Raw genomic sequence first — 20254 nt, forward strand, 5'->3', positions numbered from 1 at the left:
TCCACACTCATTATATATGAGAACCTGCGGTGTGGCAAACAACTATACAATAAATTTATTCGTCAAAGATTGAAGTTGACTGGACAGTGTTGTTAGATTTTGAGAGATTGTTGATAATTCAGTGACGGACTGTTCTTGTTCCTGCGCACTAGCCGATACTTCTTCTGTCATCGCAGACGTTTCTTCCGTAGCTGAAGCAATATAACTGAGCTGTTCTTCTACTTCATGGCGTAGATTCTGCATATGTGCAGTGCGTTCTGTTAGATTAACAGCCAATCCTTGTACTTCATCTGAAACTTGACTCACCTGTTCAAAAGTCTGCATACATTCTTCAATTTGTGATTCTTGTTGATTAACAGACTTCATCGTGAGATCGAAGCGGTGACCCATACCACCGATTTGCTCAACAAAGCTACCTAAAATCGTATCTATTTCACGAATCGAATCTTCCGACTGTTGTGCTAGACTACGCATTTCACTTGCTACTACTGCAAATCCTTTACCAGCTTCACCTGCACGAGAAGCTTCAATCGAAGCATTAAGCGCTAGAATTTGCGTTTGTTTGACAATACTTTGTACTTGTCCACTAACGTTAGCTGCTTCTTGTGATTGCTCTGCTAAAGCACGAGACATTAACTGCATCTGTTGCATTTGTTGTACATTTTGCTTACCTTGTTCTAGCAGTCGTTGATGTTCGTGTGTCACTTGTTCACGCACTTGAGTAAGCTGGCGAGCCGTATCTCCGAAGCGCTCTACATAACTTCGCACTTCATCAATAATCTGCCCTAATCGCTCTGAATGCTGTACCGCTTCTTCGGTCTGCTCTGCTTGTTGCGTAGAACCTGTAGCAATCTCATGAATCGCACGTGATAATTCTTCTGTCTGACGTAATGTACCTGTAGAGACTTTGGAAATATATTGTGATGATTCTTGCAATGTATGTGAACCTTGCTGAATATTCGTAATCATATCGGTAATATGAGCGACCATTGCATTATTCAAGTCACTGATATCTCCTAATTGATCGCCTGTTATCCGTTTGGAGCTAACAGTAAGATCACCTTTAGTCACCTGTTCCATACTGGATTGAATCTCGCCGACTTGACGTAACATCCGGCGAATAAATGCCATCGCACACAAAATTGAGATCAATAACACGATTGCAAATACAGGAATCACCATTTGATAGGCTTGTTTTAATGTATTGGAATAAACCGCATTTACTGCATTCGCTGAAATATCGATTCCTAAGTATCCTATAGTCTGACCGCTTTGATCTTTGATTGGAGCAAAGGTTGAAAATAATTCGCCCCATGTCGGATCTGTGGCTACATCTGTCGTAACCATTTGATGTGATAATACTTCTGGAGCAATCCCCGAACTAAATTCAAATTCGTCTCCGTATTTACTATAGTCTTCATCATCCCATGCTGCTCCATCTACTGTGTAAAACCATTTTCCATCTACATAGTTAAACAAATAAATATATAATGATCCCGTTTCCTGACGTAACATTGTAAGTTGGTTACGAAGATCATGATATTCTTTAAGCTGCTCTGGATTATTACTACTGCCTAGCTTTTGAATATCAGCTATATTAAGATTAGCAATCGTATTTTCAGCTAGCTTTTGATTGTTGTATTGCATTGTAGATAAAGAAGCATCTTTGATTAATATTTGTGTAATAAACAATGTTACTACAGCCACTATAATCAATGGCAAGATAATCATAAGATACAATTTTAAGCGTAACCCTAACTTAACGTTTTTACCTCTTTTCATTGATGGTGCCCCCTCATACCTATATCTGTAGTCCTCACGATGTCTAACTACATATATATCGTACAAAAGATGTGAGTTATGAATAGAATCCGCAAAAAAAGTAGTTATTTTATCCTATTTTCTGAAAATTTCATGACATATTTCAACAATAAACATAGAAATCCACTTACTTTTGGATTTCAAATTGTACCGTATAACTGACTAAAATGAAGGAGAAGGAGGATATAATTCTAAAAAGCGCTTGGTGGTCAGACTGAAGCGATCCCAATTTTTGCGATGAGGTAAAAACCCTTGCTTGGAGACTTCTTGTGAAAGAACTTCAATATTTTCAAAACGTGCAAAAAATGGCAAAACAAACTCATCGATATACCGACAAATTTCTTCAATCACCCGTTCTCGCTCGCTGGTAGTTATGACATGATAACTATCTATCTTTTTGTATTTACGCGTCAAATTCACAATAGGACTGATAAAAATACAATTGGCATCTGGAGGAGCTATAGAAGTCTCTACACTTACAAACACACGTAATTCGCCATACTTGGAGCCTGTAAATGAAATATCAAATGTAAAATCGCCACTTTTCTGGCGAAGACATTTTTTGCTTTTCAAATATTTAAAAAGAGGTTGATAACGTTCTGCAATGATTTGAATGGTTTGTTGACGTGCTTGTTCTGCTTCAGATACAGCCATATTCTGCTCCTTTCTGCCACAAAGGATTACTATTTATTTTAATTTCTAACAAGAGATAGAGAGGTGAACAAGATCGAATTGTATGTCATCGTAAAGAAATTAACAATTCCGAGTAAATCAGTCTAGTACTTAAAATCTTGAACGCAAGCGTGTTGTCGATTGTAGTGCAGCGATATCTCCTGCTCCCACACCTAGCATAGCCGCAGATAATTCAAACTCTACCTGTGCAAGCACTTGTTCTAACGCTTCTGTCGATTCTACAGCCGCTCCTAATAATGATCTTCCGAATCCGGCAAAGTCTGCTCCTAAAGCAATCGCTTTGGCGGCATCGACTCCATTTTTGAGTCCACCACTACCGATGACTGTCATATCTGGTAACGCTTGACGCACATCTACAATACACTCTGCTGTCGGTGTTCCCCAACCTGCAAAAGCTTCTGCGGCTGCGCGGCGTACAGGATCAATACTGCGGAACTTCTCCACCTGACTCCATGACGTTCCACCTGCACCTGCCACATCAATAAAAGATGCCCCAGCATCTACTAGCAAGCGTGCTGTCTCACCATCAATACCCCAACCGACTTCTTTGATCCCGATCGGTACTTCTAACTGCTTCGCCATCTGTTCAATCTGTATTAACAATCCTGCAAAATTCACATTACCTTCAGGCTGAAAGACTTCCTGCAAACTGTTCAAATGAAGCACCAATGCACTCGCTTCGGCAAGATCAACTGCACGTCGACATTGATCAATCCCAAATCCGTAATTCAACTGTACTGCTCCTAGATTCGCTATAATCGGAATATTCGGCGCTTGTTGACGCACATTGAATGTAGCTGCTAACTCATCATGCTCAATAGCAGCTCGTACAGAACCGAGTCCCATTGCCCAACCACGTTGCTCTGCTACTGTGGCTAATCGTTTGTTAATATCGCCTGTTGCTTGGCTTCCACCTGTCATTGAACTAATGAGTAACGGCGTAGCTACAGGTTGATTAAGAAAAGAGGTATGCAGTGAAATTTGAGCAAAATCGAGCTCAGGTAATGCTTGATGGCGAAAATGATAATTTTCAAAACCAGAAGTTACGCCTTCTCCTGCTACATCTTCTTCCAGACAAAGACGGACATGAGCACTTTTACGATCTGCAATCTGTCCTTCGGGTATGATTTCTTTAGAGTTCATTGTGCGTCCTCCTTTCAATTCCAATGTTGATTTGCAATATGTTTGGCAACCAGTTGACCTGATAATGTGACAATCGGTGTTCCTCCGCCAGGATGAGTCGTTCCGCCCACATACCACAATCCTTGTACATCACGACTGCGATTACCCGGACGGAAAAAAGTCTGCTTGACTGAATTGGACGAAATACCATAAATCGATCCTTGATGTGCATACGTGTCTTGCTGAATATCAGCAGGTGTATAATGCTCCCAGACAGGGCCCTGCGAGATATCTTCCAGTCCATACTGTTCCAGTAATGAAGCTATTTTATGCCCGTATGCTTGACGTTGTAGTTCCCAATCCCATTGATCTGACAAATAGGGAGCATTCGCTAAAATAAACAAATTACTGCTTTGTGGTGGAGCCATGTTTGCTTCCGAATAACCAGAATAACAGATATATAATGTTGGTAAAGCAGGCGGACGCTTTTGCCCGAAAATCGCTTGAAATTCAGGTTCGTATTGCTCTGGAAAAAACACGGTATGATGAAGCAATTGATCATACTGACGTGGTACTCCTGCCAGTGTGACAAAACCGGATAACGAAGGTTCATAGCGATCAATTTGCTTATTGGTCAGTGAAGGACGTTCACTTTCATCTAATAGCATTTGACTCATACTTAACACATCGCCATTAATAATCACGATCGGTGCCAGATAATCTCCTATACTACTTTCGACTCCAATCGCTTTGCCTGATTGTACCAAAATGCGTGAGACTTCTATACCTGTCCGTATTGTCACACGCAGTTCAAGCGCTAGCTTTTCTAGTCCACGTATTAACTGATATGTACCACCGCGCACTCCATATACACCAAGTTCTGCTTCTACATGACTAAGCATAGCAAAAATAGCTGGTGCTTGATAAGGTGAAGCACCAACATAAGTTGCGTACCGTCCGAATAACATCAATGTATTAGGATGTCGGAAATATTTGCGCAATAACGATTGCAATGTAGTTAATGGATGTACACGAAGTAAGCTTTTGCCCATTGAAGGCTTTATTTTATCACGCCATGACAATAATAAAGTATTGAGAAATTGATCGTTCGCTTCAACATACATCTGCTTCGCTTCTGCTAGAAAGTGTGGATATTGAAGCGCATCTTCAGGGCTATACAGTGCAATCTGAGCCGCTGTCGCTTCTGCATGACGACTAAGATCGACCACTGAACCATCTGCAAAAACATTACGTGTACGCGGTTCCAGATCATACAATTCTACATAATCTTCGATCTGTCGTCCTGCTTGTTCAAATACACTTCGGAATACATGGGGCATTGTAATCGTGCTTGGTCCACGGTCGAATTGATAACCTGCTTTTTCAATATGCTGTAATTTGCCACCAACCGTCAATTGCTTCTCTAAGATTGTCACATCATATCCACGTGAAGCTAGACCAATCGCGCACGATAATCCGCCGAATCCTGCACCGATAATCAGCGCTTTGCGATCACTCATCCATAATTCCTTCCTTTCCAATTGTAACCTGTTCCATTGGCTCCTGCACGCCATGAATCAAGCATAATGCCGATCAGACAAGCCGCACTAACAGGCATATAGACTCCCATCCAGAAAGGCTTACCATGATAAACATCAATAATACTTTTGGTCATCATTCCGATCAATATACTTAGTAATGACCAGCCTATAAGCATCGTATCTACAGTCACAAGACTATAGATCAATGTAAGTACGGGCAAAATAAATAACAGCCCATAATACATAGAAATACTGACTGCTAACCAGACACTACGCCCTGCACCAACAAAAATATTTTTCTTATACCCTTCCCATACTTGGGCGGCATTACGGTACATTCGTGCAGACGTATAATGCTGTATATTTGCCAATGTTACAGGATCTCCGATCCGCTTAACAGCACGAGCCAATTCCATATCTTCTACAATCTGATTATAAATGCCTTCATGCCCACCTGAACGAGCATAACTATGCGGATGGATCATTAACCACGCTCCGGTCACTGCCAAAAACAACGGACTACGACTACGACGAACCATCATAATAGGCAAATGATAAGCTATCACAAAAGACATCATAGGTACGACTATTCGTTCTAACCATGTCTCTGTCTCCATACGTGGAAATCCACTGATAAGACCTTTTCCCTGAGAACGAGCCGTTACCATTGCTGCTTCTAATCCTTCTACTTCTAATCGCACATCAGCATCAATAAATAACCACCAATCCCCTTGAGCATGTTGGACTAATTGATGACAAGCATACGATTTGCCCATCCATCCTTCAGGTAAAGGGTCACTATGAAAAAGCCGTACTCGCTGATCTTGCTGCATTACTTTCTCAATCTCAGCGACTGTACGGTCTTCTGAATGATCATTCATCACTAATATTTCAATCTCTATCGAATCGGTACGACAGTTCAATATAGATAACACACATTCACGAATATTAATCTCTTCATTGCGCGCTGGCACCATAATAGATAACAGAGGCTTGGCATGAGGATTCGTTGAACGATACATATCTGCTGGTGAATGATCTGTAGAAGCAGAAGGGCGATAATAACTGCTTTTATTAGATAACGATGTGCCTAATCTAGGCATACGAGAAAGATTCCAAATCGTAAATACAAGCTGAATCAAAAGCCAGAACGCGATGATCTGTAGTATCCACAGCATGATTTCACCTTTTTCTTATTTTGCGATATTGATCGAACTTTTCGTCTGTGGTGCGTTTAGGTGGAATAAGGTGAATTTCTTCAGATAAATAGCCATCTTTGGACAATAGTAATTGTTGACGCTGTTGATCCAGTTGAGCGGTCAGGATCGTCTCTAGCATTTCTGCACAATCATTAGAACCGATCTGTTTCCAGTTACGGATCACCGGTTCGCCAATTCGCAAAGAGGCTTGCAGACGAGCTTGTTGATACAGCCCATAATGTAGCGTCACTGGAATCACAGCAGTCTCCGGTGGGACTTGGCGCAATAATAATCCAATCCCCGGACGAAAAATCAATGGACGTGTCTCCAAATGACGAAGTTCTCCTTGTGGGAACAACCATATTCGCTTGCTTTGTGCAAGCAAACCAGCAGCATAACGCATACTTTGGCGAACATCACCGGGACTGTCTTTTTGGATTGAAAATGCGCCTACTTTGCGAAAAAAATCATATCGCTTCAATTGTCGCTCTTCCATCATCATATAATGATCACCGATTGATGTACGATTACACGCATGATAGACAAGTAATCCATCCCACCATGAACTATGATTCATAATATAAATAACCGATTGCTCAGGTGGCAAAGCATCAAACGAACCGGTCATCGTAAATGAATGGAACTGACGCCGAATCAGATACCATTCGTTATACTTGCGAAATACCATTTGAAAAGAAGAAGATTTACCTGCGGGTATCATAACGATAATTCCCTTCTGCCAATAATATACCGATCAATGCAACGATCATTGAACCGCCAATATCAGCTTGCCAAGCTAGCAAACCGAACAATAACAACATTCCTTGATACAGAAAAGTCGCATGACGCAAAATTCGTACGGTCAGTATCAATCGCGGTAACACCATCGACAACACACCACCTACAACGAACCATGCAACAAAATTACTCCACGGTACACCGTAAAATCCGCCTGTTTGTTCCCAGTGCCAGAATCCACGTGCATGTGCTACTGGATCAAGAACAAGATCCAGTACAATAATCCAGACCCCTACTTTGCAAGCACGCACTAATAGATAGCTACCTTTATTCGATAGAGCGGAAGTATGAGCAGATGCGTGCTTGGCAGAACTGCTTAACAATACGCCTCCTGCTACAACACCAATCCATGCAAATCCTAGCGTCCAAGGTACACCATATATAAGAGCGCCTAGAAGCGATGTATACTCGTATTCTCCAAATGGCCAACCACTATGTACTCCAATCCACTCTAATGCCATACCACCGAACCAGATGATCACGCCAGATAGGATAAGGCGTGACCACAGAGGTGTAGTCGAACTACTGACTGACTGGTCGGACATCCCTTTATAAAGTTCTGCCCTATAGATTAAATAGAGCGCATATAATGCATAAAAGACGAGAAAAAGTCCATTTGAAAAATCTAATACTTTTGGTACGTCTACTGTTAATAGCAACACAGCTCCGATACCATACCAGATCCAAAATAACCATCCCATATTAAGAAACCACTGATCGCTTGAGCATCTCTGTCGTAAATCCATGTCTCATTGCAATCCCGATTAACATATCACGCTTTTGTTCATCTGTAACATACGCACGTTGAGTGAATACATCGTATTTATTTTCCACAATAACATCCATAATACCGGCATAAAAAGTCGCTGCTAACTCGACAGTAAATGCGCTGGTCTGAGGATAAGCTGCCAGATCGCCAAGACCGGTTGCAAACCATTGCTCTGCCAAAAAGCGCAATTCATCCATCAAAGCACGAAAACGATCATCGATCACACCTGCTTCAAGTTCCTCTTCTGTGTAATGATGACGTTGTAACAATTCAAGCGGAATATAACGTCTACCCCGTCTGCCGTCTTCCCCGATATCACGCATAATATTGACAATCTGCATTCCTTTGCCAAGTGCGATACCAGAATGACGAATCTCCTCGCTATGTTCACCTTTGAGCACAGGCAATAACATCTCGCCTACTGTTCCTGCTACCAGATAACAATAATGCTCTAATTCACGCATTGTAGAATAGCGGGTAAATGTTAGGTCATACGTTTGACCATCCATTTGACGACGAAACGGTTCTTTGGATAATCCGGGAAACTCACTAAATAACCAACGCAAAGAAGGCCAAATAAAGTGTCCTTCTGCTGACTCTAGCTTATTGAATAAAGCTTGCAGTTCGTGAATACTGTATAACGATTGTTCAGGTTCGTCTACACTATCATCAATCATTCGACAAAAAGCATAAATCACATGAACAGCTTCTTTTTGCGGACTTGGGAGCCAGCTAAATGCGTAATAAAACGATGACGATCCATGACGAATCATTTCCTCACAATTTTGCAAATCAGCCTTTCGGATGGATTTCAAATTCCCAACTCCTTTAACATTTGATGTGCAGCCATCCTTGCTCCTTGCATAACAATCGGTACGCCGCCGCCCGGATGAACCGAAGCGCCTGCTGCATACAATCCTCGAATATGTGGAAAAGGCTTGGGCTGTGGACGATATACACCGGACTGTCCAATGACTGGAGCAATCCCAAAACTTCCGCCTCCATACAATCCGCTACGCAGTGCATCTGCGGGTGTACGTACTTTGGTCCATTTGATAGAAGAACGAAGCTCTGGAAATCCACGCCGTTCTGCTGCTTCTAATACATGCTCAACAAGACGAGGTATATCTCGTTCCCAATCTATTCCCGCTTCATCTGTCACCGGAATCAAAAAGTACAATACACTTTGTCCTTCTGCCGCTGCATCTGGATCAACAGCTACCGGATTAAATACATAAAAAGCCGGATCTTCTGGCAACTGTCGCTGACTAAACGCTTGTCTAAGACTATCATTGAGACTTGGTGGTAAAAAGAATTGATGGGTTAGCATATCATCCCATCTACGATTGGTTCCCGCATAGATCAATACACAACCAGAAGACGGTTGGTACGGTGTACGACGGGGTTTGGTCAGTTCTTTGTCCATTAATGCTGAAATATTAGGGAAGTCTCCATTATACAGTACTGCATCGAAATGGTGTCGTTCTCCATCAACTTGAACACCCAGACAGACTCCATTCTGAATTTCTAGCTTTTCTACAGTGCGGTTCAATTGAATCTCAATCCCACGCTCTGCCAATTCTTGCGCCAGAATCTCAGGTAATCTACCGTATCCACCTTTGATCATCCATATGCCAAAAGCATGTTCAGCATAAGGAAGCATCGTATACAGTCCCGGTGATTTTTCAGGAATACCGCCAATATACAGACTTTGTAAGGAATAAGCTTCACGCAATTGATTATTTTTGAAATACAATCCAGCAGCGCTACTTAGATTGCGGTAAGCACGCAGATTAAGCATTAACGATAAATTGTCCGGTGTGAAAAAATGTTTCCAGTTCGGAAAATCACGTTCTAGAAATGAAGCTTGTCCTCTAGCAAACAATGGACTCATCTCGCGCATAAAGCGACTGAAATTAGCTCCTTGTCCTGGAAAAACGCGCTCTACTTCTTCTGCCTGAATCTCGGACTTACGGTGTTTGGTGAGTACTTTGCCATCTGGATAATGAACACGATAAAGTGGATCACATTCAATCAATGGAATTTTATCACGAGATACACCTGCTTCTTCCATAATACCATGAAGCATTTCAGGTAGCAGTACAATTGTTGGCCCTTGATCGATCCGTTCGTCACCTTCGTATTCAAAAGCAATCCGACCGCCTACAGTACTACTTTTTTCAAATATCGTTACTTTCACACCTTGCTTACTAAGCAGCAAAGCCGTTGTTAAGCCACCTATACCACTGCCTACTATCGCTACATGACGCTTCATGAATGAGTAACCTCGGTCATTACTTGATCGGCATGAATATCATCTGTGATAACGATGCCATCTTGCTTGAAGATCATACTGGTACTGATACGCGCAGATTCGAAAATAGTCGGTAAGCCACTACCCGGATGAGTTCCGCCGCCGACCAACCATACACCGTCTAATTCTTCAAAACGATTATGCGGACGGAATGTCATCATCTGATCCAAATGATGGGTCAGATTAAACGTAGCCCCTTGATATACATCTAACTGCTGTTCCCAATCTAGCGGTGTGAAAAAGCTCAGCTCTTCGATCCGTTCGCGCAAGTCCGCTAATTGTGGAATCATTTCTGCCCGAGATAACATCTGTTCTTTCACCTGTTCACGCTTATCTTCCCAATCGGTCTCACCAGTTAAGTTCGGTGTTGGCATCAAAATATATAATGCTGATTTGCCAGCAGGAGCTAATGTAGGATCAAGTACTGATGGGTTATGAACATAGATCGATGGATCTTCAGACAATGTTTTTTGCTTCATAATCTCATCCACATTGCGATGATAATCTTCCGAGAAATGAACTGAATGATGTGGTAAATCTACAGCTCCATCAACACCTAGATAAAGCATAGCCGCAGAACAAGAATACTTTTTAGCTGCTAACTTATCTGGAGCATATTTCTGCAATACACCGGGTGCAAATAACTGATTCATCGCTGTCGAAAAATCAGCATTGATCACGATATGATCTGCATATACAGTCTCCCCGTTGTCCAGTACAACCCCCTTGGCTGTACGTCCTTCGGTAATTACTTGCTTCACGCCTATACCTGTATGTACGTGACCTCCATGCTCAGAGATTACCTTAGCCATACTTTCGAATATAGCGTTAATTCCGCCTTTGGGATGAAATAGCCCGTAACGATGTTCTAAATACGACAATATCGTAAATGTACCCGGACAATCCCAAGCCGACATGCCTAAATACTTCGCTTGAAAAGCAAAAGACATTTTTAAGCGCTCGTCTTTGAAATATTTGGATAACCGTCCATATACCGTATCATTGAGATGAAGCTTCGGTAAAGCACGAAAAACATCTGCACGCATATAGTCGGTCAGATTGGAAAAAGGTCTGCGCAGTAGTGGCATGACTTTTTCCAGCTTCACATCTTCTTCTTCCAGATAACGATAATACCCTGCTTCATCACCGGGGAAAAGTGTCGCTATCTGCGCTGCCGTATCTTCACGATCACGAGAAGGTTGGAATACTGTATCACCAAAATGCAAGCTGTACATCGGTGTTAATTCTTGCATTTCTACGTAATCATATAATGAACGTTTGGCTACGCTGAATAACTCTTCAATCAAATGAGGCATCATTAAAAATGTTGCTCCACGATCAAAACGATACTCCCCCAACGTCAATTGCGAAGACCGCCCTCCAACAACAGATTGTTTCTCGTACATATTCACTTCATATCCCTGACTAGCAAGTAACATTCCTGCTGCAAGTCCACCCGGGCCTGCTCCAATAACAATTGCTTTTCGATTTGAATGATTGGCTTTCATCACAGTCCCCTTTGTTAAAATGAATTTCATAAGTACATTAAGTTGTATAAATTCTTTTACTATAATTAATATATAAACTTCCGAACCCCTGTTTGCAACTAAACCTGCGTCAAAATTAATGTTTTGTTGTTAATGAATAGGTGGAAGTGTATGAATTGCGCTTTCGGAAGGGGATCAAAAGAGATGAGTTCTTTTTCAAATAATAAATCACCGATTCATGCTGCACAGCGTAAATCATCCCGTCGATTTCAACGTTCCCATTGGGTTCGTTATGTCCTCGGACTACTGATAGTCTGGCTTATCGCCGTTATGATCTATCAGACAAATAAACCGTTACCTCCCGGGGTATCATATGAGAGTCCTCTTTATACTGTCGATCATGTTAACTTTTATTATGATCTGACCTATCCTGCACCCGGAACAGGAGATCGATTTACACAAAAACGACAAATTTATGACAGAATACTTAAAATGATCGATTCCGCTCAACAATATGTGATTATTGATATATTCTTATTTAACGATTATGTACATAAAGGGCAAAAGTATCCTAAATTGAGTGAAGGATTAGCTGATAAATTAATTGAACGCAAAAAAGCAGTGCCTGATCTCAAAGTGGTGTTTATTACAGATGAAGTGAATACCAATTATAATTCTGGACCCAATGGGTTACTGGAAAAGCTTAAACAGAATGGTATTGATGTCGTGCTGACAGATGTTGATCCATTGCGCGATTCGACTCCGGTATACTCGGCGATCTGGCGTACCTTTTTCCAATGGTTCGGACAAGCAGGCAAAGGCTGGGTTCCGAATATGATGGCTACCGATGGTCCTGATGTCACGTTCCGTTCGTATCTGAAACTGATTAATGTCAAAGCCAATCATCGTAAAGTGGTCGCTACTGAAAATAGTGCACTTGTCTCAACAGGTAATGTGCATGATGCGAGTGCTTATCATTCCAATGTTGCTTTTGAAGTGCAAGGGCCGATTATCGGTGATATTTTAAAATCCGAACAAGCGGTTATTGATCTATCTGGCAGTTCAGTGCAATTGCCTACGTATAAAGAACCTGCAAGTAATGCGACAAAACCTAAAGGAGAAATTCAGCTTCGTTATATTACTGAAGGTAAAGTGTTTGATCGCTTGCTTGAAGCGATTGATGATACGAAGCAAGGCGATACACTCTGGATGGGAATGTTCTACCTGGCGGATAAAGATGTCACCAGCAGACTGATGGAAGCATCCAAACGCGGTGTCAAAATCCAACTGATTCTCGATCCGAACCAGAACGCTTTTGGACAGGATAAAATCGGTATCCCGAATCGTCCTGTAGCTGCTGAACTCAAAAATGCTTCAAGCGGCAAAATCGATGTACGCTGGTATAACACAACGGATGAGCAGTACCATACCAAAATGATGTATATCGATAAAGCATCAGGTAATGATCTGATTATCGGTGGTTCTTCTAACTTTACGCCGCGTAATCTTAAAGATTATAATCTGGAAAATGATTTCTGGATCTCTGCACCGGGCGATAATAAGTTAATGACCAGTGTTAACAAATACTTTACGATGCTGTGGAATAATAAAGGAGAAGAATATACATTGCCGTTAAGCGCCTATCAAGAAGATAGCACATGGCTGAAAGATATCGCTTATCGTCTGCAATTAATTCTAGGATTCACAACATTCTAATCCGTTCTGTTATCGATCTGATATAGAATAAAATATGTATAAAATAAAGAACGATACATTCCTGTTGGCGAACTTTATCGCTAAGGAAGTATCGTTCTTTTTTACGATACCTAAAGTCAAAAATATCAAAAAGGGTTTACAAGTCCTTTTTTTCGTTATATAATAATTCATATTTTGGTAAATTTATGTATTAAATTCTAACACAAAAGGGAGATTGGTTATGAAAAAAGTGAGTTCATCTTTTCGTTTGATGCTAACTGTATTGCTAGTATTTGCATGTAGTGTAGGGGTATTTGCACCTCAGCAAGCAAAAGCGGCTACAACACGTACACCGGTTATTTTCGTTCATGGTCTTGGGGGAACAGCTAGTAACTTTACCTACATAGAAAGCTACCTAAGTCGTCAAGGATGGGCTTCTAACGAATTATATGCAATTGAACTTCCTAGTAAAAGCGGTAACCAACTGCTTAATGCAGCTACAATCAGTCGCAAAGTCGATGAAGTTCTAGCTCAAACAGGTAGCCAAAAAGTAAATATTGTCGCTCATAGTATGGGCGGTGCTAACAGTCTGTATTATATTTTGAACAACGGTGGTCTTTCAAAAGTAGACAAATTAGTAACTATCGGTGGTGCTAACCGCTTAACGACTAACAGAGCACCTGACGGAATCAAAGTCACTTCGATCTATACGATCAATGATCAGATCGTAGCAAACCAATTATCTATGCTAGACGGAGCAAACAATATTCGTGTCTTCGGCATGGCTCATATCGGATTATTATACAGCCCTTCTGTAAGTGGTCTGATCAAGACAGCACTGGAAGAATAGTTGTACTTACCACAATAGCGAAAAGCTGACCTTTATTTCTAAGGTCAGCTTTTTTTATGCGATAACTCGGTAGTGTCTATCTTTATTTATTTTACAACATCGGAGAAATCAATCGGGCTGCCGATTCTACTAGACGTTGCACTACTTTACGACAGGCAAATCGATCTTGAATAATTAAGCTGGCAGAATTCAGATCACGTTCAAAATCTCGTACCATCTGATGAACACTTTCCGTTTCTACAAGTAAAGCATTCACTTCAAAATTCAGATGAAAACTACGCATATCCATATTCGCTGTTCCAATCGTAGCAATCTCCCCGTCTACAATGAGCAGTTTGGAATGTAAAAATCCTTTTTCATATTCATAGATGCGTACACCTGCTTCGAGCAAAGTCACAAAATACGAATGAGACGCATAAAAAGGAAGTCGTTTATCCGGCTTACCTGGGAAAAGTATACGGACATCTAATCCAGATAATGCCGCCATCCGCAATGCTGTGAGTATACTTTCGTCCGGTATAAAGTACGGAGTTGCTAACCAGACCGATTGCTTCGCCGAGGTAATCATGGAAAAAAAGACATGTTTGAGCACACGTAGATCATTATCCGGCCCACTTGCAATCATCTGGACTGCTCCATGTTGAGAAGCGATTAATCGCGGAGAAAAGTATACTTGATCCAGACAAGTCTCTCCTGTCACATGCAGCCAATCTTGTAAAAAGATAATCTGCAACGTACGTACACCTTCGCCTCTGATCTGCATATGAGTATCCCGCCAGAATCCATACGTCTGACTGCGACTTAGATATTCATCGCCTACATTAAGCCCACCGATAAATCCAATATTGCCATCGATCACTACAATTTTGCGGTGATTCCGATAATTCACCTGACTGGATAATAATAAAATACGTGCTTCGCCAAATATACCGACTTGTACTCCTGCTTCCCTCATCTCTTGTAGAAACAAACGAGGTAACTGCATACTTCCTACAGCGTCCACCATAAAACGAACTTCTATACCAGCCTGTGCTTTTTCAATAAGAATCTGCTGAATACGTGTGCCGATATCATCTGCACGATAAATATAATATTCCATATGAATATGATGTTCAGCTGTTTCTAGCGCTTCCAACAAGGCGGTAAACGTCTGTCCACCATTGGTCAAAATAGTCGTTTCGGTCGCTTGTGAAACAGGTGTAACCGCTAATCGTTGAGACAATTGCAATAAGCGCTGATGATCTTCACGTAACGACGATAGATCAAGTGCAGTCTGCATCCCTGCATTTTCAATCATCTGATACACTTGCCGATCTCGCTTAGCTTTCTTTTCATACTTATGACGCTTGAATACATTTTGTCCAAACCAGAAGTAGAAAAAGACACCTACGACCGGCAACAAAGCCAACAGCAAAATCCATGCCATTGTGACCGCTGGCTGACGATTATCTATAAAAATAATAAATCCGATCGATATAACACTGAGTGTGGAAAATATACTAATGATCGTACCTGTTGTTGGGCCCAGTAGATCAAACCCTACATAATACAGACCAAATAACATAATGATAATCAGTACCCCTAGCACACTTTTACGCAATATCATCCACTCCTGTCTTTCTCTTCAAAGTATGTACGTAACTTCACCACAGTATGTCGCATAACTTCGTTATAACTATATCTTGCTTTACCAGAAATTACACTTTATTCATCTTTCTTGACAAACATTATTTAAAAGATAATAATATTACCTAACGACCGTTAGGAAGGTGTCTATATGACGACAAAGCCACAGTTATTAACGATAGCTCTTTCTCAGTTTGCACAACATGGATATGAAGGCACTTCTTTGGCTGATATCGCTAGTGAAGCAGGGATCAAAAAACCTTCGATCTATGCTCATTTTAAAAGCAAAGAAGATTTGTTTCTGAATGTACTTCGTCAGACTTTTCGTGAATTTAAGCGACGAATTATTCGTTATATGATTCATCATGTTGATATCCCGTTACAAGATCGGTTGTATCAATTGATCGCCTTTTTGCAACAACAGTATTCAGATGATGCGATGATCAAATTCGTTATGCGGATGTGTTTTTTTCCACATTCGGCTTCCGAAAAAGAAATTATCCCTCTAGTGTATGCGCTAATTGATGATTTGGAAGCAAGGCTGTTGCGATTATTGGATGTGCACGTAGATCAACATCATCTGCAATTGGTAGTATCTACAACCGAAGCTGCCAAAGGATATATGACTGTCGTCGATGGAGTCATGATCGATATGTTGTACAGTGAACCTTCTCGATCGGTGCAACGGTTAAATGTAATTTTCCCTATTTACTGGCGCGGGATTACGCTATCGGCAACAACGACTTAATTGAAACTGCTTAACGAGCAACAAAGGAGATTGGAATAATTATGAATCGCAATTGGTTATACGTATTAATAGGAGGATGTATCGAAGTGGTCTGGGTATCCGGACTAAAACACGCTGCAACTCCCTTTGAATGGTTACTTACCGCTGTAGGTATAGCGATCAGCTTTTATCTTATTATCAAAGCATCTACTCGCTTACCTGTCGGTACAGTCTATGCCGTCTTTACTGGAATTGGTACAGCTGGAACAGTCGCTGCTGAAATGATTATTTTCGGTGAACCTTTCCACTGGCTCAAAGTGATCCTGATTCTTGTATTGATGATCGGTGTCGCTGGATTGAAATTAGTCACTGATAATGGTGCCAAAGAAGAAGCTCATTCTGCTACAGTGAAAGCAGGTGAAGCATAATGTCTTGGATCGCATTGGTAGTGGCTGGTGGATTTGAAGTGGTTGGTGTAATTATGATGAATCGTATTGTTCGTCATAAGTCTTTGCTCAATTATCTTTTAATGATTTTGACATTTGCAGGTAGCTTCTCTTGTCTAACGATTGCTATGAACGGTATTCCGATGGGAACAGCTTATGCGATCTGGACAGGAATCGGTACAGTCGGCGGTACATTAGTCGGCATGTTGATGTACGGCGAAGCCAAAAGTGGACTGCGGATTTTATTTATCGCGATGATTATTGCGTCAGCGATAGGACTTAAATTGATTGCGTAAGAGGTGAATCATATTTGATTACAACAGTTACGTTAAATACAGCACTAGATATTATTTATCGTGCTCCTGCTTTTCATATGGATCAGGTGCACCGCTTACCGGGGATTACTGTTCCTGGTGGCAAAGGGATCAATGCTGCACGTGTGATTCATACTCTTGGTGAATCCGTGACAGCGACAGGGTTTGTGGCAGGCTACAATGGACAGAAAATGCAATTTCTGTTGCAACAAGAAGGCGTACGCTGTGAATTTATCGAAGTCCAAGGCGAGACAAGGCTGGCGATCACTGTACTGGATCAACAACAAGGTACACAGACAGAATTGATCGAGCAAGCTTCTTCGTATGTCACCCCTGAATCTTTGATCCTTTTGGAACAGCAGATTGAAAAAGCAGCCCGTACGTCAGCATGGGTATTATTTTCCGGTAGTATTCCTGAAGGTTGCCCTGCTGATCTGTATGCTACACTGATTCAGATCGCCAAAGCACAGGGTGCCCAAACAGCACTAGATGCAAGTGGAGAAGCATTACGTTACGGCTTACAAGCTTCTCCTGATCTGGTGAAGCCTAATGAAGATGAAGCTTGCGCATGGGCGGGCATTCCTACGGCTGATCACTATTCTGACCAGACCTTAGACGATGTATTAACCGCTATGCTGGATCATGGGGTACAAATGGCTACGATCTCTTTAGGCAAACATGGCGCGATAGCTGCTCAAGGCTCTGCACGTTATCGACTGCATGTGCCACAGCTTGATATTGTGAGCGCGCTTGGTAGTGGAGATGCGATGGCAGCAGGTATGGTAACAGCCGCTTATCGCGGAGCAGAACTGGCTGAGATGCTTCGATATGGCGCTGCTTGCGGAAGTGCATGTGCCCTTCAACCGATCGCTGGTAAAGTAGATCTACAAGACGTACAACATATCCTTCAGCACATAAAAATAACCCCTGAGTCATAATACACTCAGGGGATTTTGGTGTGCGAACCAAATCGAACATCCATATAAATATGACCTGTATCCCCATCGCTTACCACAAAATTAATTTCTTGTGGCACTAATTCTTTTAACGCATACTGACGCGCCCAATCGAGCGATGGAAATTCCGCTTTTCTGTCTACTGCTTTTACGACAATACATTGTTTGAGGCAATGATATTTATTCAAGGCAGTAAACCTCCCTTATCAATCATTAGACCACAGCAACTCATTTGACACATCTAATTGGAAAAAAATTACTTATTTCTGTATAAGATAAAAAAAATCCCTATTTCAGATAACACTCTTCATGAAATAGGGAATACTCTTTACGTTAAGCGAGTAACAATCTTTTGAAGTTCTTGCAAATCATTTTGCAGATATGTCGGTAGCATCTGAGCCCATTCACGATACAATGGACTGCATGTGGTTTTACCAAGTTCAGCACAGAATGAAGGAACCCACGGAATTAAATAATGTTCCAAAAATTCAATTTGCATTTGAGCGATCATTTTACGGTTAGATGAATGCATATCTGTCTCCGCAGAACGCTCAGCTAATAATGCCATAAATTCTAACTCAATACCGATATGATCATCTGTTTCGTGATCCATTTTTTTGAAAGCAATCCCTGCACGTGCATATACTGCATTGACTACAGCTTCATAAGCGGTACGTCCTTGCTCATTTGTCACATAATACGACGCTTGAGGTGGATAACTGACCTGTTGATCTTGCTCGAACAACTGGCTGTATTCTGCACATTCTTGACGAGCATATTGCATAATATCGTTTAACATCGTATTTTCTAGCGTATTCAGCAAAGCATAGTTATTGGTAAATAGACGGTTGATTTTGGAAGCTTCTTTTTTCCATTCGATCAACTTGGACAATGTGGGTTTGCGCTCTAACATTTCACTAAGCAGACGATACGTCATTACACGACTGTACAACCATTCTTGGCGAGATTGATGCGTTTCCAGTTCTGTATACATAGTCATCTTACATCACTCCTTGTGATAATATTCACATATTTAAATAATTGAATTCCGACATCAAAGGTTTGAAGCAATATATAGGTCTGATCGTTAGTAAACGTATACGTTGTAGTTCATCACTTGACTTTATGTTATGTCTTCATTGTACTCTATTTTCTACGAATTAGGGGTAAATTACGCATACGTTCATAAAATAGTCATGTTTGTCACGCTTTCAAAAGGACTTATGCCACAGACTGGCTACAATAAAGAAGGATATTGCTTCAAAATACGCAAAACCTGCTCATACGACTGTGGATCATTCATATTATATAAGCTATACTCCGATATACTTTGAAAAGAAGACTGTAACTTGCTCTGTGATTGGTATAATGATTCGATCTCTACGTAATGTACCTGTTGCTGATCTAACCAATCTCGTACACGTAATTGGTTATGTTCTAACGCTAGTTGTAGTGACGGCAATACACTATGGTGATAGACAGCATATAATGGGTGAATACGCCCGGCTTGCATCGGAATAATCGCTTGTATCCTTTTGATATCGGTATGTTCTATAAGCTGTTGCATCAATACAGTACTGGCAAAAGGTAAATCACAAGCACTGACTACATACCACTCGCTTCTAATCTGTGATAGTGCTGCATGTAGACCAGCAAGCGGCCCTTGTCCGGGAAAACGATCAGGCACACTACGGATATTCAAAAATGAATAATCCGCCGTATGATTCCCTGCAATCCATAATGAAGAGACTACTGGCTGTAACGCTTTGGCTACACGTTCAATAATGGTATGATCAGCAATAGTTAATAACGCTTTATTCTGACCCATACGGCTAGATTGACCGCCTGCTAAAATAATACCTGTATATTTCAAAGAGGATCGCATGATCAATTATC

The 20254-nt window shown here is 41.2% G+C and carries 20 protein-coding genes; 6 read left to right on the top strand and 14 right to left on the bottom strand.

Annotated elements, in window-relative coordinates:
• Nucleotides 1-42: 42 nt before the first annotated feature.
• From PQ456_RS20100 to PQ456_RS20145, 10 genes are all read right to left on the bottom strand, one after another.
• Nucleotides 43-1782, bottom strand: coding sequence for a methyl-accepting chemotaxis protein (locus tag PQ456_RS20100; protein WP_273613793.1), 1740 nt, complete (start codon nt 1780-1782; stop codon nt 43-45).
• A gap of 201 nt (nt 1783-1983) precedes the next feature.
• Nucleotides 1984-2475: a hypothetical protein gene (locus tag PQ456_RS20105; RefSeq protein ID WP_273613794.1), complete on the bottom strand. Its 492-nt coding sequence runs from the start codon at nt 2473-2475 to the stop codon at nt 1984-1986.
• A 129-nt stretch (nt 2476-2604) separates the two neighbouring features.
• On the bottom strand, nt 2605-3657 hold the full coding sequence (fni, locus tag PQ456_RS20110) for a type 2 isopentenyl-diphosphate Delta-isomerase (RefSeq protein WP_273613795.1): 1053 nt from the start codon (nt 3655-3657) through the stop codon (nt 2605-2607).
• 14 nt (nt 3658-3671) lie between these two features.
• Nucleotides 3672-5156 carry a phytoene desaturase family protein gene (locus PQ456_RS20115; RefSeq protein WP_273613796.1) on the bottom strand — a complete coding sequence of 495 codons (1485 nt, stop codon included), beginning with the start codon at nt 5154-5156 and terminating at the stop codon, nt 3672-3674.
• Nucleotides 5153-6355, bottom strand: coding sequence for a glycosyltransferase family 2 protein (locus PQ456_RS20120; protein ID WP_273613797.1), 1203 nt, complete (start codon nt 6353-6355; stop codon nt 5153-5155). Before PQ456_RS20120 ends, PQ456_RS20115 begins: the two co-directional genes overlap by 4 nt.
• A gap of 4 nt (nt 6356-6359) precedes the next feature.
• On the bottom strand, nt 6360-7097 hold the full coding sequence (locus tag PQ456_RS20125) for a lysophospholipid acyltransferase family protein (RefSeq protein ID WP_273613798.1): 738 nt from the start codon (nt 7095-7097) through the stop codon (nt 6360-6362).
• Nucleotides 7081-7875, bottom strand: a complete 795-nt coding sequence (locus PQ456_RS20130; protein ID WP_273613799.1) for a carotenoid biosynthesis protein — start codon at nt 7873-7875, stop codon at nt 7081-7083. The genes PQ456_RS20125 and PQ456_RS20130 overlap by 17 nt, the downstream gene beginning before the upstream one ends.
• Nucleotide 7876: 1 nt before the next feature.
• Nucleotides 7877-8758 (bottom strand): phytoene/squalene synthase family protein, encoded by an 882-nt coding sequence (locus PQ456_RS20135; RefSeq protein WP_273613800.1) that lies wholly within the window; start codon nt 8756-8758, stop codon nt 7877-7879.
• A complete protein-coding gene (locus PQ456_RS20140; protein ID WP_273613801.1) occupies nt 8755-10218 on the bottom strand; it encodes a phytoene desaturase family protein in 1464 nt (487 codons plus the stop codon). The genes PQ456_RS20135 and PQ456_RS20140 overlap by 4 nt, the downstream gene beginning before the upstream one ends.
• Nucleotides 10215-11765, bottom strand: a complete 1551-nt coding sequence (locus tag PQ456_RS20145) for a phytoene desaturase family protein (RefSeq protein WP_273613802.1) — start codon at nt 11763-11765, stop codon at nt 10215-10217. Before PQ456_RS20145 ends, PQ456_RS20140 begins: the two co-directional genes overlap by 4 nt.
• Before the next feature lie 183 nt (nt 11766-11948).
• On the opposite strand from PQ456_RS20145, the gene PQ456_RS20150 reads away from it, so the two are divergent.
• Together PQ456_RS20150 and PQ456_RS20155 are read left to right on the top strand one after the other, a co-directional pair.
• A complete protein-coding gene (locus PQ456_RS20150) occupies nt 11949-13460 on the top strand; it encodes a phospholipase D family protein (protein WP_273613803.1) in 1512 nt (503 codons plus the stop codon).
• 220 nt (nt 13461-13680) lie between these two features.
• A complete protein-coding gene (locus tag PQ456_RS20155) occupies nt 13681-14289 on the top strand; it encodes an esterase/lipase family protein (protein WP_273613804.1) in 609 nt (202 codons plus the stop codon).
• 91 nt (nt 14290-14380) lie between these two features.
• Here the strand turns inward: PQ456_RS20155 and cls are convergent, their stop codons facing one another.
• The gene (cls, locus tag PQ456_RS20160) at nt 14381-15889 is read right to left on the bottom strand and encodes a cardiolipin synthase (RefSeq protein ID WP_273613805.1); all 1509 of its coding nucleotides are present in this window, start codon (nt 15887-15889) and stop codon (nt 14381-14383) included.
• A gap of 177 nt (nt 15890-16066) precedes the next feature.
• Between cls and PQ456_RS20165 the strand changes: the two genes are divergently transcribed.
• The 4 genes from PQ456_RS20165 to PQ456_RS20180 are packed head-to-tail and all read left to right on the top strand — an operon-like array spanning nt 16067 to nt 18340.
• A complete protein-coding gene (locus PQ456_RS20165; RefSeq protein WP_273613806.1) occupies nt 16067-16663 on the top strand; it encodes a TetR/AcrR family transcriptional regulator in 597 nt (198 codons plus the stop codon).
• A 41-nt stretch (nt 16664-16704) separates the two neighbouring features.
• Entirely contained in the window at nt 16705-17070 is a 366-nt protein-coding gene (locus PQ456_RS20170; protein ID WP_273613807.1) for a DMT family transporter, read from the top strand.
• Nucleotides 17070-17384, top strand: coding sequence for a DMT family transporter (locus PQ456_RS20175; protein ID WP_273613808.1), 315 nt, complete (start codon nt 17070-17072; stop codon nt 17382-17384). The genes PQ456_RS20170 and PQ456_RS20175 overlap by 1 nt, the downstream gene beginning before the upstream one ends.
• Nucleotides 17385-17398: 14 nt before the next feature.
• A complete protein-coding gene (locus tag PQ456_RS20180) occupies nt 17399-18340 on the top strand; it encodes a 1-phosphofructokinase family hexose kinase (protein ID WP_273613809.1) in 942 nt (313 codons plus the stop codon).
• 5 nt (nt 18341-18345) lie between these two features.
• Here PQ456_RS20180 and PQ456_RS20185 read toward each other — a convergent pair whose 3' ends face one another.
• The 3 genes from PQ456_RS20185 to mobA all read right to left on the bottom strand — a co-directional run bounded on the left by PQ456_RS20185 (nt 18346) and on the right by mobA (nt 20243).
• Nucleotides 18346-18546 (bottom strand): hypothetical protein, encoded by a 201-nt coding sequence (locus PQ456_RS20185; protein ID WP_273613810.1) that lies wholly within the window; start codon nt 18544-18546, stop codon nt 18346-18348.
• 140 nt (nt 18547-18686) lie between these two features.
• Nucleotides 18687-19358, bottom strand: coding sequence for a TorD/DmsD family molecular chaperone (locus tag PQ456_RS20190; protein WP_273613811.1), 672 nt, complete (start codon nt 19356-19358; stop codon nt 18687-18689).
• Between the two features lie 237 nt (nt 19359-19595).
• Nucleotides 19596-20243 carry a molybdenum cofactor guanylyltransferase gene (gene mobA / locus PQ456_RS20195; protein ID WP_273613812.1) on the bottom strand — a complete coding sequence of 216 codons (648 nt, stop codon included), beginning with the start codon at nt 20241-20243 and terminating at the stop codon, nt 19596-19598.
• Between the last annotated feature and the right edge of the window lie 11 nt (nt 20244-20254).

Origin of the sequence: Paenibacillus kyungheensis (genome assembly GCF_028606985.1) — a bacterium.
GTDB lineage: Bacteria > Bacillota > Bacilli > Paenibacillales > Paenibacillaceae > Saccharibacillus > Saccharibacillus kyungheensis.

Bases quoted from the DNA above. Each gene is read 5' to 3' on its own strand.
- PQ456_RS20125 (WP_273613798.1), bottom strand. From the start codon at position 7,097: ATGATACCCGCAGGTAAATCTTCTTCTTTTCAAATGGTATTTCGCAAG.
- PQ456_RS20100 (WP_273613793.1), bottom strand. From the start codon at position 1,782: ATGAAAAGAGGTAAAAACGTTAAGTTAGGGTTACGCTTAAAATTGTAT.
- PQ456_RS20190 (WP_273613811.1), bottom strand. From the start codon at position 19,358: ATGACTATGTATACAGAACTGGAAACGCATCAATCTCGCCAAGAATGG.
- PQ456_RS20165 (WP_273613806.1), top strand. From the start codon at position 16,067: ATGACGACAAAGCCACAGTTATTAACGATAGCTCTTTCTCAGTTTGCA.
- PQ456_RS20120 (WP_273613797.1), bottom strand. From the start codon at position 6,355: ATGCTGTGGATACTACAGATCATCGCGTTCTGGCTTTTGATTCAGCTT.
- PQ456_RS20130 (WP_273613799.1), bottom strand. From the start codon at position 7,875: ATGGGATGGTTATTTTGGATCTGGTATGGTATCGGAGCTGTGTTGCTA.
- PQ456_RS20155 (WP_273613804.1), top strand. From the start codon at position 13,681: ATGAAAAAAGTGAGTTCATCTTTTCGTTTGATGCTAACTGTATTGCTA.
- PQ456_RS20115 (WP_273613796.1), bottom strand. From the start codon at position 5,156: ATGAGTGATCGCAAAGCGCTGATTATCGGTGCAGGATTCGGCGGATTA.
- mobA (WP_273613812.1), bottom strand. From the start codon at position 20,243: ATGCGATCCTCTTTGAAATATACAGGTATTATTTTAGCAGGCGGTCAA.
- PQ456_RS20145 (WP_273613802.1), bottom strand. From the start codon at position 11,765: ATGAAAGCCAATCATTCAAATCGAAAAGCAATTGTTATTGGAGCAGGC.
- PQ456_RS20170 (WP_273613807.1), top strand. From the start codon at position 16,705: ATGAATCGCAATTGGTTATACGTATTAATAGGAGGATGTATCGAAGTG.
- PQ456_RS20105 (WP_273613794.1), bottom strand. From the start codon at position 2,475: ATGGCTGTATCTGAAGCAGAACAAGCACGTCAACAAACCATTCAAATC.
- PQ456_RS20175 (WP_273613808.1), top strand. From the start codon at position 17,070: ATGTCTTGGATCGCATTGGTAGTGGCTGGTGGATTTGAAGTGGTTGGT.
- PQ456_RS20140 (WP_273613801.1), bottom strand. From the start codon at position 10,218: ATGAAGCGTCATGTAGCGATAGTAGGCAGTGGTATAGGTGGCTTAACA.
- fni (WP_273613795.1), bottom strand. From the start codon at position 3,657: ATGAACTCTAAAGAAATCATACCCGAAGGACAGATTGCAGATCGTAAA.
- PQ456_RS20150 (WP_273613803.1), top strand. From the start codon at position 11,949: ATGAGTTCTTTTTCAAATAATAAATCACCGATTCATGCTGCACAGCGT.